The sequence below is a fragment of the Desulfamplus magnetovallimortis genome (genome assembly GCF_900170035.1).
Classification (GTDB): domain Bacteria; phylum Desulfobacterota; class Desulfobacteria; order Desulfobacterales; family Desulfobacteraceae; genus Desulfamplus; species Desulfamplus magnetovallimortis.
The window spans coordinates 456976-470106 of sequence record NZ_LT828540.1 but is presented as its reverse complement, the minus strand read 5'-3'; the positions used below and the strand labels follow the sequence as shown (position 1 = coordinate 470106).

11 protein-coding genes are annotated in these 13131 nt (G+C 42.1%); all 11 read left to right on the top strand.

The window, feature by feature from the left end; genetic code table 11:
• The first annotated feature begins 56 nt into the window (after nucleotides 1-56).
• Nucleotides 57-299: an acyl carrier protein gene (locus MTBBW1_RS01980; protein WP_186441033.1), complete on the top strand. Its 243-nt coding sequence runs from the start codon at nucleotides 57-59 to the stop codon at nucleotides 297-299.
• A 267-nt stretch (nucleotides 300-566) separates the two neighbouring features.
• Complete coding sequence (locus MTBBW1_RS01975; protein WP_139786627.1) at nucleotides 567-929, top strand: hypothetical protein; 363 nt, start codon at nucleotides 567-569, stop codon at nucleotides 927-929.
• Entirely contained in the window at nucleotides 929-2044 is a 1116-nt protein-coding gene (locus MTBBW1_RS01970) for a hypothetical protein (protein WP_080798424.1), read from the top strand. Before MTBBW1_RS01975 ends, MTBBW1_RS01970 begins: the two co-directional genes overlap by 1 nt.
• Before the next feature lie 76 nt (nucleotides 2045-2120).
• Nucleotides 2121-3356, top strand: a complete 1236-nt coding sequence (locus tag MTBBW1_RS01965) for an FAD-dependent oxidoreductase (RefSeq protein WP_080798422.1) — start codon at nucleotides 2121-2123, stop codon at nucleotides 3354-3356.
• A 30-nt stretch (nucleotides 3357-3386) separates the two neighbouring features.
• The gene (locus tag MTBBW1_RS01960; protein WP_080798420.1) at nucleotides 3387-4883 is read left to right on the top strand and encodes a B12-binding domain-containing radical SAM protein; all 1497 of its coding nucleotides are present in this window, start codon (nucleotides 3387-3389) and stop codon (nucleotides 4881-4883) included.
• A 104-nt stretch (nucleotides 4884-4987) separates the two neighbouring features.
• Entirely contained in the window at nucleotides 4988-6439 is a 1452-nt protein-coding gene (locus tag MTBBW1_RS01955) for a class I adenylate-forming enzyme family protein (RefSeq protein WP_186441032.1), read from the top strand.
• Between the two features lie 61 nt (nucleotides 6440-6500).
• The gene (locus MTBBW1_RS01950) at nucleotides 6501-7976 is read left to right on the top strand and encodes a phenylacetate--CoA ligase family protein (RefSeq protein ID WP_186441031.1); all 1476 of its coding nucleotides are present in this window, start codon (nucleotides 6501-6503) and stop codon (nucleotides 7974-7976) included.
• 329 nt (nucleotides 7977-8305) lie between these two features.
• Complete coding sequence (locus MTBBW1_RS01945; RefSeq protein WP_080798409.1) at nucleotides 8306-9535, top strand: IS110 family RNA-guided transposase; 1230 nt, start codon at nucleotides 8306-8308, stop codon at nucleotides 9533-9535.
• A gap of 130 nt (nucleotides 9536-9665) precedes the next feature.
• Entirely contained in the window at nucleotides 9666-11261 is a 1596-nt protein-coding gene (locus tag MTBBW1_RS01940; protein ID WP_080798406.1) for an HAL/PAL/TAL family ammonia-lyase, read from the top strand.
• A gap of 238 nt (nucleotides 11262-11499) precedes the next feature.
• On the top strand, nucleotides 11500-11805 hold the full coding sequence (locus MTBBW1_RS29355; RefSeq protein WP_281255608.1) for a cobalamin-dependent protein: 306 nt from the start codon (nucleotides 11500-11502) through the stop codon (nucleotides 11803-11805).
• Nucleotides 11783-12949 (top strand): B12-binding domain-containing radical SAM protein, encoded by a 1167-nt coding sequence (locus MTBBW1_RS01935; RefSeq protein ID WP_281255607.1) that lies wholly within the window; start codon nucleotides 11783-11785, stop codon nucleotides 12947-12949. Before MTBBW1_RS29355 ends, MTBBW1_RS01935 begins: the two co-directional genes overlap by 23 nt.
• Nucleotides 12950-13131: the final 182 nt, after the last annotated feature.

Sequence of the window (13131 nt, the reverse complement as noted above, 5' to 3'; positions counted from 1 at the left end):
ACATGTTCATCAAGGTTTATGACCGTTACTCTTTAGTTCACAGGAGATGTATGTATATGGTATCAGAAGATACAATAAGAGAAAAGTTGCTCGAATTTTTGACTGAGAATACCGGTGTCTCTCCGGATGAAATTGGTGATAAGACGCTGTTTCACGATATTGGGATAGATTCTCTCATGCTTGTGGAGCTGTTTGTGTTTATAGAAAAGGAGTTCGCGGTTAACCTTCTTGAATCTAATATTACCCATGATGACATCATGAGCGTCACAACTCTGGCTGCTGCCATCAAGGGAATTTAGGGTATTTTTTTATGTGAAAGTATCAGTAATCTCCTGTTTTTATAAAAATTACAATTTTTCTGTTGTGGCAGATGGGTCTGGCAATGATCGTTTTATATGAAAGTCCCCGTCTTTTAAGCTTCTTTAGGACTTTCATGCTTCGTTGTGGCAGGTGTGTCTGCCATGGCCGTTTTATAAGAAAGTCCCGTCTTTTAAGGATCTATAGGACTTTCACGCTTCGTTGTGGCAGATGGATCTGCCATGGCCGTTATATGAAAGTGCTGGAATATGAATAGAGTCAATGGAAAATTCCGCTATTATCTTAATGGTATGGATTGGGTAATGGCCGGCCTTGATGCATTGAATAAAAGAAATGCCGGAATCGGAAATCATTCCCAGATTGTCATTGAGATCGCTGGAACCATGAAACAGGAATTGCTGTTGAAATGGCTTGACCTTGCAATGAAAAGCTCTTTTTTATTCAGGGGAGAGCTGTCAGGGCATGGCATCTTGCCCCGTTCTGGAGATGGGAAAAATCATCTTTCCATTCTTCTCAGGTTCATATTCAAAGTCTGGATTTGTGTGATACCCATAAAGTGGAACGACTCATTTGTGAGCGTTGCTGCCTTCCTTTTCCGGAAGATTCGTTGATGATGGCATTTGATATTATCTATTCAGATGATCGTACACTTCTTCTTTTTCGTTTTGACCACAGGATGCTGGATGCCCGGGGAGCAGAAGCTCTTCTTAATCTCATATTTAATATGAAAGTCTCCGCAAATAGCTGTTATAATAAAGACTTTTGTTTCTCCCATGGTGGTGCCGCTGTAGATGGAAAGAACAAATGTTTTTTCAATGGTGGTGGTGCCGCTGTAGATGGAAAGAACAAATGTTTTTTCAATGGTGATGGTGTCGCTGTAGATGGAAAGAACAAATGCCCAGATCTCTCCTTACTCCCTTTTCCTGTGCAGGGTTCTCAACTACACTCATGGCAGAGTAGATTTGTATCCGGAAGGATCATCAATAGATTCCTTCGTGCTGTCTATCCTCAAAATGGCAAAGCTGCTTCACTTCCTGTAGGCCGGAAAAAACCTGAATTGAATTTCGTTGTTGTTCCATTCAACATGGAAGAGACACGTCAGTTTGATGCCAATACCCTTAAAAAAGCAGGTTATCTAATGGGGGGCGTTTATCTGTTGGCATGTGCTGCAACTGTTTTTGATTTTTTTTTCTCTCAATTGGGAGATTCAGGAGATATGGTGGTGCCTGTGAACATAGATACACGTGGGATGAAAATGGCATCTTCGGAAATTTTTTTCAACCGCATCTCTTTTCTTATGTTTAGTATAAAGCGAAACCTTGGAAAAGAAAAGATGATCTCATACATCAAACAGCAGTTTTTGCAGCAGATAAAGGAGAAAAATCCACACCATTTCAAAAATGCCACTCTTTTGATGAGGATTCTTCCCATAAAGGTTACAGGTTTTTTTATGAACCAGATAATGAAAGAGAAACCTTACTCTTTCTCTTTTTCCTATATTGGAGAACAGGCGTTTCATCAGGAGCATATTCTGGGACACAAGGTTAAGCGATTGTTTCATATGCCGGTGGTGCCCATAGAGCCAGGGATTGGAATTTATTTTACCAGATTCAATGGAAAATTGAACCTTGTGGTATCTGCATTTGATAATAAAGCTGGAAAAACAGTAATAGATTTTTTGGCAAGGGCTGTTAAAAAAGAAGTACTGAGTGGACACGGCATCTGAAAGATAAATATTGCGTGAATAATCTATCTGAAAAAAAATTACTGAATATATAAGAGATCTGAAAGAGAAGTACTGCATGGATGGGCATCAAAAATATGACGTTGTGGTTGTTGGTGCAGGTGTCTCAGGTATGTCTGCTGCTATCACTGCTGCAAAACTCGGTTTGAAGACAGCCATTGTGGAAAAAAAGGATGTTATCGGCGGGGTGGCCAGGGATTGTTTTCATACCCACATGGGTGGATTCTTTTTGAACGATCCATCTTCTCCATTTTCTCTGGCAAATCATGGAATATGCAAAGATATCCATGATGCTCTTGTTGGGCAATACAGTAAAAAGGTACTTGTCAAAAGGGGAAAGGTGGAATTGCTGGCCTTTGAACCTTCATGGCTTTGGGGTTTTTTAACAGATCGCATTGAAGAGGGTAGGGTGTCACTCCATTTACTCTCAAAATGTGAATCTGTTATTGTGGAAAAGGGTAACATTGTCTCTTTGAAACTCTTCTATTCCCATGACTCTTCCCATGAAAAAGAAGAAATAATTATCCTCAAAGCTGATGCTTTTATTGATACAACAGGCAATGCTGATCTCAGTTTTTTGTGCTCCCCTGATGCTGTTTTTACACCGGACAGAGTCCAACTTGGCGGATATTGCTTTTTACTTGAAGGAGGCTTTTTAAAAGAGTTCTTCCTTAAGATTCCTTATACTGCCCGTTCCATTATTAATGAGTTGGGTTGGAAAAAATATCTTGCTTTTGTCACTATAAGTTTAAACGAACTCAATAAGACCTGGGTGGTTAAATTTTCCCTTGTAGATGAAACCGAGATCCCGAAATGCCAATATATTTTTGATCAGTTAATGAAACGCCTCAACATTGAAAAAACAATTCGAGTGCTTGATAGATCAGAAGTTTTTAACCCAAGGGTTGGGCTTTTATCTGCTGGGGTTGGAACGGTTAATTACGTTTCAGGGAATTCCACTTCAAAGGATGGAATTGAGACAGATGTCTCTTGTGTTCCTCCGCAAAAAGGCAATTTAACCCTTGAATTTGTAAAAGGCACCTGGCCCGGTGAATTCTGGAATCCTGAAACCGGTACTCAATATGAGTATCATTCCCCTGGCCGGTATTATTGTGTGCCAAAAGAAACTCTTACTTCAGCCTTTGCTGAAAACCTATTTTTCGGAGGCAGATGCATAAGTGCCTCAGTGTCGGCACAATCTTCCATCAGAGTCATGGGGACGTGCATGGCCACAGGTGAGCTTGCAGCACACTGTGCAGCTCAATATATTAACTCAAAATCGACACCCTATTAATTTTTTTGTAACTGGAAAGAATGTTGTGCAATGAAGATATTACTTGTAAAACCCCATGCGGAATTGAATGTAGCCAAACGCCTTTCCGAGGCTTTCCTGCACTTAGAACCACTGGAACTTGAGATTGTTGCCGGTGGAATAGGGCCGGAACACGATGTCCGTATATTGGATCTGAGTATTGAAAAAAATCCCTTGAAGCGTTTCAATGATCTCATTAGAGAATATTCCCCCGGGATGCTTGCTCTTTCCGGTTACAGCTCCACAGCTCATATTGTCAAGGAACTTGCCGAAAGGGCAAAGGAAATTTCTCCCGATATCCTTATTGTTGTTGGAGGGATTCATGCAACCATTTACCCTTATGACTACAATACAGGCTCCATTGATCTCATTGTCAGAGGGGAGGGTGCCACGGCCATGTCCCGAATTCTGGAGCGAATTGAAAAGGGCAAACAAATATCTGATTCCATATCTGTACTTGAACCCTTATCAGATGATTTTGTAGCAGCAAGTAAGCTACCGCCTCCACCATATGCAAATATACGGGATATCCCACTTCCAAGGCGTGATCTTGTCCAGCGGGATAAATATTTTTGTATATGGACACACAGTGACACAGGTCGTCTTGATACCCTTTTCCCAAGGGTTGCCAGTTTGCGAACATCCCTGGGATGCCCTTTTTCCTGCTCTTTTTGTGTTATTCACTTTGCCATGAACGGAGCGTATCTTCAAAAAAGTCCGGAAGATGTGGTGGAGGAGATCCGAAATATCAAAGAAGAATATATCTACTTTGTGGATGACGAGATGTTTATAAACACAAAGCGGGTATCTGCAATCGCAAGGTTACTCAAGGAAGAGAATATCCGGAAAAAATATATAAGCTGGGCAAGAAGCGATACCATTGTAAGCCATCCTGAGCTTTTCAGGGAGTGGAAAGAGGTGGGGCTTGATGTGGTGTATGTTGGACTTGAATCCATGGATGAGAAAAGGCTTTCGGAATACAATAAAAAAACCTCCATGGAGACCAACAGAAAAGCTGTCTCCATATTAAAAGAGATTAACATCACATTGCACGCTGCCTTTATTGTCAATCCCGATTTTTCTGTTGATGATTTCAAAGCCCTTGAAAAAGATATGGAGTTTGTAAGCCCTGCTGAAATAACCTTTACGGTGCTTTCTCCATCCCCTGGCACAGAACTTTTTCGGCAGAACAGCCATCGCTTTATCTGTGAACCCTTTCGTTTTTATGACTGTATGCACTCCCTGCTTCCGACCCGATTGCCTCTGCAAAAGTTTTATCAGCACTTCGGACGTCTATATTCCCTTGCTTTGAGAGCAAATCCCCTTAGAAGAAACAGAATAAAAGTTCCTCTGAAAGATCTTTTTTACTCGATATATATGGGAACAAGGTATATTTTTTCACTCTATCAGATATACAAGGACTATCCGGAACAGTTGTGGAAAAAAAGCGGCGATGAGCTGCTCCATGAGTCTAAAAAGATAGATGGTGCATTTAGGAATGGGTCTTAAATAACTTGCCCATTTAAAAACAGGCGACCATTGCAGGCAGTACGTTTGAAAATTCTAATTGAGCATCTTATTTCGTGCTCATTCCTTAATAAGAAATGATTTTAATGATAAGTGATCTGAACCGCATAAACATTGTCGATACCATCCGCAGGGAGACAGCTTCTTATCTTTCCCGATATGCCGTAAGTCAGGAAAAAAAAAGCATCACATATGGAGAGCTTCTTGAAAAGGTGGAAGAACTTTCTCTTTTTCTTGTCAACGAATGTGGTATTGAAGAGCATTACAGGGTAGCTCTTTTGTGTGAAGACTCCATTGAATATATAATTACAGCCCTTGCACTGCTTGATATTGGCGCAGTCATGCTTCCGGCTTCTCCATCACTTTCATCCAGGGAATTTGACTCTTTATGTCAGAGAATGGAGGTCAACTGTGTGATTTGTCAGAGGAGTCGGGACATTTTTCACAAATTTGTTGATCTTTCCGAAAAGCTATCCATTTATAATACGGGAAAGAAGCTGCAACCCTTGTATAATGATGGAAAGAAGTTGCAACCCTTTTGTAAAGAGGAAGAGGTTATTGATCCTGCATTCATTCGCTTCTCTTCGGGAACCACAGGGATGAGCAAAGGGGTATTGCTGACACATAGTGCCATAATCCAGAGGACAGATGCTGCTGATGAGCGCCTGAAGATTACAGAAAGTGATACAATCGCCTGGTTTTTGTCCATGAGTTACCATTTTGTGGTAACTATCCTGCTTTTTCTCCGAAGGGGAGCACACATTGTGCTGTGCGGTGACTCTTTTCCAAAAGGGGCGGCAGAGGCATTTCAACGACATCCACCATCATTTTTATATGCATCTCCTTTTCACTATACTCTGATGACCCGTAACAATGATTTTTCAGGAGAACTTTTATCCAATGTCCGCATGGCAATTTCAACTGCCATGGCTCTGGAAAAAAAAGTTGCTGTGGAATTTATGGAAAAATTTCATATCGCTCTTGTTCAGGCATATGGCATCATTGAGGTGGGACTTCCCTTTATCAACCATAGAACAGATGACGAATATATTGCTTCTGTGGGGCAGATTCTGCCTGCATATCAGATGAAACTGGAAGATAAGGATTTAGATGGGAGAGGGAGAATTTTGTTGAAAGGCAAAGGGATGTTTGAAGGATATGTATCCCCCTGGCAGAGAAGAGAAGAGTGGTTTGACACCGGAGACATAGGAGAGATAAAGGATGGTTTTCTGTTCATCTGCGGGCGAAAGAAAAATCTTATAAATTTCAATGGAATGAAGATTTTTCCTGAAGAGGTGGAGCAGGCAATGCTTCAGTTTGAAGGAATTGAGGAAGTTAAGGTCTATGGAGAAACACACAGGATGTACGGTCAGCTTCCGGTTGCTCAATATACTGTGTCGGGCAATGTCAAAGAGATTGACCTGGGTGCGCTGAAACGTTTTTTGAAAGAGAGACTGGACATTTATAAGATACCAAAAGAGTTTGTCAAAACAGATATAATTGAAAAAACTTTGAGCGGCAAGATACAAAGATGTTGAGTTGATATTGGTTCTAATTTCGGCAACATTCATGCCCGTATATATATACAGGAAAACCTATATGACGATAACGCCAGAAAATACCATTTTAAGCAATGAAAGAGGGTTAATTGTGGATTCTCCGCTTCGGCAGTACGCCCATTTGCAGTATGCAGATTCTGAAAAGATATTGGATGTTCAGTTTAGGTTGCTCAACGAGCAGTTAGATTATGCCTTCTCTAAGAGCCCTTACTACCGTCGTCTTTTTAATGGTGCAGAAAAAAACTGGAAAGCCTTGACTCCTTTCAAGGGGGCTGAAGAAAGCGGGAAAGTCTTGGCTCCTTTCAAAGATGCTGAAGAAAGCCGGAATAGTTTGACTCTTTTCAAAAGTCTTGACGGAAAGTTTCAGGGTTTGAGCAGCATGGAGGATCTGGCGCAGATTCCATTTACCGAAAAGGCTCACCTGGAAAATGCCGGTGATTTTCTAACTGTTTCACCGGAAGAGATTGTGGATATATGTCTTACATCCGCCACCACAGGTCCCCATCCCACAATGGTTCCCCAGACTGCCGGAGATATTGCACGTCTTGCGTACAACGAAGAGATGGCTTTCCGTATAGCCGGGATCACTGCTTCAGATACCGTTATGATCTGTGCTGCAATGGATCGCTGTTTCATGGCTGGCCTTGCCTATTTCATGGGAAGCCTGAAACTTCAGACAACTGCCGTTAGGGCTGGGTCATCAAATGCTGCCCATTTGTGGGAGCTGGTAAAACTTACAAAACCAACTGTAATAATAGGGGTGCCTTCCCTGATGCATCTCATTGGGACATATGCCATTGAGAACAAAGAGCATCCGGATTCATCGGGCATCAAAAAACTTGTGGCAATAGGAGAACCCATAAGGGACGGAAATCTTGATTTGCTTACCATGGCAACAGCACTTGAATCCATGTGGGATGCACCAATTTTTTCCACCTATGCCTCAACAGAACTTGCAACAACCTTCTGTGAGTGTGAGAGTCGCTGTGGGGGTCACCTTCGGCCGGAAATGAATGTCATTGAAATTGTGGATGAGAATGGAAAAAATCTGCCGGATGGTGAGCCTGGTGAAGTGATCACAACTCCCCTTGGGATAACCGGAATGCCTTTAATTCGTTTTAGAACCAATGATATCTCCTTTATCATTGATAAACCCTGTTCCTGTGGACGTACTACAAAGCGTCTTGCACCTGTACTTGGTCGAAAAAATCAGATGCTTAAATACAAAGGCACTACGGTTTTTCCAAATGCCATAATAAGTGCCCTGGAGGGGGATGCAAGGTTTCATACAGGTTTTGTGGAAGCCTTGAAAAATCAGGATGGAACAGATCGCGTCACTCTTTTTGTGTCTTTGACAGAACCTGCATCCGGAACGTCGTGGCTTGAGGAGAAAATTCGTGCTAAAGTACGGGTTGTCCCCGAAATTCAAGTTATTTCATGTGAAAAAGCAGATAATATTGTATATCAATTTAATAAAAAAAGAAAACGTACTATCTTTTTTGATAAAAGAGGTTAATTTTTTGATAAACCCTCATGGCTCGATTCCGTCACCCCCGAGGATGAAAAACATGAAATAATGCTTACTATACCCTATATGTTTTTGCTTCGGGTAGGCCCATTGTTCGAGTTTTTTTATAGTGGCTTATTATACCCTGATGAGTAAACTGAACAGGAATTTTGATTCGTACCCCCGATTGTTTCATATACGCACCTCAGTCAATTTGGTTGCGTATATTGAACGTACGGTAAAATGGCCTGCACTGTTTAAGTGTATGGATTTTTCAAAATTTTGACCTACCCCTGCAAAAATTTACGATCAACCCGAAATTCGCTTGGAGGTGTATTATGTCGGATTTAGAACCGATCGTCAAACGTTGTGCCGGGCTAGACATCCATAAGATGATTATTGTCGCAACCGTATTGGTGGAGCAGGCAGATGGTACGTTCCAAAAAGAGACCCGGGAATTCGGTACATTCAGGAAACACCGCCGTCAGCTTTGCCGCTGGCTCATAAATCACGAAGTTGAGTTGGTGATAATGGAAAGTACCGGCATTTTCTGGAAAAGTGTTTACGATGTTCTTGAAAAGGCCGGAATCAAGACCTATGTCGTAAACGCGAGACATGTCAAGAATGTCCCGGGTCGAAAAACAGATGTAATGGACAGCGAGTGGCTTGCTGTCCTCGGCAGGGCCGGTCTCTTGAAGCCAAGCTTCATTCCCCCCAAAGACTTGCGCGAACTGCGTCTGATAGGTCGTCAAAGAATGAAGGTTAAAGATATGTTGGCTGCGGAAAAAAATCGGCTTCATAAAATACTTGATGATGCCGGTATTCGCCTGGGCGGGGTAGTCAGCGACATCAATGGTATCTCTGCGCAAGAGATGATTGATGGTTTGATTGATGGCCGTCCAATCAAAGAGCTGGTGGAATGTGCCCGTGGTCGTTTGAAATCTAAAGCGCATGAATTGATGGATTCAATGGATGAAACCCTTGGCGAGTCCCATCGCTTTTTGCTCCAAAATATACAGAGCCACATCCGGTATCTGGAAAAGGAAATTCAGAAGATGGATGACTATCTGTTTGCAGCAATGACCCCGTATGCTGAACAGTGGGGCATTTTGCAAACATTGCCGGGTGTGGATAAATTCAGTGCCGCCATGCTGATCATTGAGATAGGCGTGGATATGGATCAGTTTGGCAGCGCCGGCAATCTATCATCCTGGGCGGGAATGTGTCCCGGAAACAATGAAAGCGCCGGAAAGAAGAAAAGCGGACGTACCCGAAAAGGGAACGGGACAGTCCGGCGCATTTTGTGCGAAGTAGCCAATGCGGCAAGAAAGACCAACAGCCAGTTCAAGGGTAAATACAAAGCGCTTGTAATTCGTCGGGGACACAAGCGTACCATCGTTGCTGTCGGTCACAAAATTCTTAGGGTCATTTTTTCAATGCTCAAGAATAAACAGCCGTATCGTGATCCGGATATCGACTATGAAGCCATTGTAGTCGAACGGAACGCACCGCGTTGGCTTCAAGCCTTGATTAAATTTGGTTATCTTGGCGAGGCTGTTGCCAATTGATAACTATGGCAATTAAGTCTTTTTAATTTCAAACACGAATCTCTTGGTTCAGTGTTACAGGATAGCTATGTGCTGATTCAAGGGAGTTTTTCACGGTAAAAGAGGATAATACGACAGGAGCGACTTAAAAATGGATGAGAGACCCGTTGTGGTTTTGACCGGAAATGATTTGACTTTCAAAGATATTGTTGCAGTTGGCATTGGAGACAAAAAGGTTGAGCTTGCTGATAGTTCCTTAGAGAAATGCAGAAGATCCAGGGAATTTTTAAAAGTTGCAGTTGAGGCCAGAAAAGTTATTTATGGTGTAAATACTTCATTTGGCCCCATGTGCAACAAGATTGTCAATGAGAGAGAAATAAAAATTCTTCAGGAAAATTTGATCAAAAGCCATGCTGCCGGGCTTGGGGCACCTATATTACCCTATATTGCCTTAAGTATTTTAACCGTGAGGCTAAATACGCTTGTCAAGGGATATTCAGGTGTTAGGATTGAACTTCTGGAACTTATGCGAGATATGATAAACTCTGGTATTGCACCTTATATACCTGAGTGTGGAAGTGTGGGTGCATCCGGAGATTTGATTCATCTTGCCCATATGGCGCTTGCCATCATAGGAGAGGGAAAGGTCTATTTGAACCGGAAACTCATGGATGCAAAAAAAGCATTTATGGAGACAGGTTTGACTCCTTTGACTCTTAGTTACAAAGAAGGGCTTGCTCTTATCAATGGGACAGCCGCCATGACTGCCATTGGAGCTTTTGCCCTGTTTGGTGCAAAAAAGCTGCTCAATATAGCCTGTGTCAATGCAGCCTTTGCCATTGAGATATTTGGCGGAATAGACGATGCATTTGATATGGATCTTCATTTTTTAAAACCACATCCTGGACAGATAGCTGTAACAGAGGCCATTCGTAGCCTCTACAGGGGCACAGGAAATCTTACTTTCCGGGACGACATACATGACAAGATACGGGAACAGAGCAATGAAGAGATCGCTGTTTTTGAGACCAACATCAATGTTCAAGATGTTTACTCGTTGCGCTGTACTCCACAGGTGCTGGCACCGGTTATGGAGACCATTGATCAGTGTATTGCAACCCTTGAAATAGAGGCCAACTCCACAAATGACAATCCTATCATTGTTCCTGAAAAAGGAAAGATTCTGCATGGAGGAAATTTCCATGGCCAGAGCATAGCCTTTGCAATGGATGCCTTGAGCATAGCACTTTCTACACTTTGCAATCTTTCAGAGCGCAGGTTGAACAAAATACTGGACAAAAAGCTGAACGAAGGGCTTCCTGAATTTCTTATTGTCAATGAACCAGGGCTATCCATGGGATTCATGGGGGCACAATATCTTGCCACATCCACCACTGCGGAGAATCGCAATCAGACAGCACCCATGAGCGTAAATTCCATTTCGTGCAATGCATCAAACCAGGATATCGTCAGCATGGGTACGGTGGCAGCGAGAAAAGCCTTTGGAATTGTCAGCAAAGCAAAACATGTCATCACTTTGGAAACCTTTGCCGATTTTCAGGCACTGTCGTTTAGAAACAGTGATAAACTCGGGTTTGGCACACGCAAAATTTACAACATCCTTCAGGATAAAATTCAGGTTTATGATGAATCAAGGATTTTCCATGATGATCTGTCAAAGTTGAGAAAATTGCTTTTCTCATCACAACTCTTTGATGACCTCTCAGTGTATGGAAAATCCTCTTGATACTCAAAATCGACACCTATGATCTTGTAAGCCTTGTCAACACTGTCTGAATCAGGATTCCCAAGATTAACAGGATAAGGCAGGATTATCTATCCTGAGCATCCTATCCATCCTGGTTATCCTGGTTCAGACAACTGCAATAACTTCTAAAAAAGCAATAAGATGTCGATTTTGAGTTGATACCATGTGAAATTGTTTGACTGTGGATAAATAAAATAAAAAAGATAGGAGTCTTTTTTTGCTGAATAACGAAAAAGTATTACTTGTTCATCCTCTTGGATATAAATACCGTAAAAACAGTGTGGATATTTCCAGATTGGCAAGTGTCACGCCTCCTTTGGGACTTGCCAGTATTGCGGCCTATCTTTCACAACACTCCATTAACTGTGAAATCATAGATTGTTATGCCTGTCCGGATGCTGAAAAAATCATAAAAGATGCCCTTTTGCGGGAAAAGCCTGCATTTATTGGGTTCTCATGTGCAACATCCACATTTCTGGACGGTTTGACTATTGCCGGATATGCAAAAAAAACTCCTTCCTGAGATAAAAACAGTTTTTGGCGGTGCACATGTCTCTGCATTGAAACAGGAGATTCTTAACTATTCAGATCATGTGGATTTTGTTGTTGCCGGGGAAGGGGAAGAGACTTTTTTAAACCTTATCAAAGCTCAATCCAGAGATATTCCGCTGGTAAAGGGTCTGGTTTATCGGGATTCCAATGGAAACGCCTGTTTTTCCGGAATGCCCGGAAAGCAAATTGAGCTGGATCAACTGCCTTTCCCTGCCTATGAAAAACTTGCAGGTTACCCTGAAATCTACAGATTGCCCATTTTTAACTATCCTTCCACCCCCAATGCAAGCTGTATATCAAGCAGAGGCTGTCCATATGCCTGTTCCTATTGTGATCGTTCAGTTTTTGGCAGAACTTTTCGATTCAACAGTGCAGAGTATCTGTTTGAGCATGTGAAATATTTAAAAGATCGTTTTAATATCAGGCATATCAATTTTTATGATGATCAGTTTACCTTTCATCGTAAAAGAATCATTAAATTTTGCGACTATATGATTGCAAGCGGGATGAAGATGACTTTTAACTGCGCTGCCAGAGCAGAGCATCTTGATTCTGAATTGCTTGGCAAAATGAAGGAAGCTGGTTGCTGGATGATAAGTCTTGGGATCGAAACTGGAGATGAGTCCCTGCTTGCCATGCATCGACAAAATGCAGATCTCAATATGCTCTCCTGTAAAGTACATATGATCAAAAAGGCAGGTATCCGTGTAAAAGGGCTTTTAATGATCGGGCTTCCCGGAGAGACTGAAAGCTCCATAAAAAAGAGCAGGGAGTATGTTTTTTCGCTCCCTCTTGATGATTTCAATCTGGCAAAATTCACGCCGTTTCCAGGTTCACCCATTTACAAAGAGATAAAAGCCGGCAAATTACACGGCTCTTTTGAAGAAAACTGGGAAAAAATGGACTGCATGTCATTTACCTTTGTTCCTCAAGGTATGAATAAAGAACGACTTGATGAGCTTTTCACATTCTTTTATAAATCGCATTTTCTACGTCCAAAAGTAATGGCCGGCTATCTCTCCATGCTGTGGAAATCTCCGGATAGCTGGCGCAGGTTTGGCAGTAATCTTCACTCTTTTCTATCCTTTGCAAGGACAAACAGAAGAGTTCAATGAAGGCGAATATCAACGGCGATATGAAGGATGCTCTTTTTTACCGTGGAAATGGATACAATTTTCCATATTCGGGGGTGGCTGGATGGCAGCCATGACCGTTTACCGTGAAAACACATTCTGTTTTCATGATCGGGGGTGGCCGAAATATCATTTGGCCATGAGGGTTTACCGTGGCAATGGAT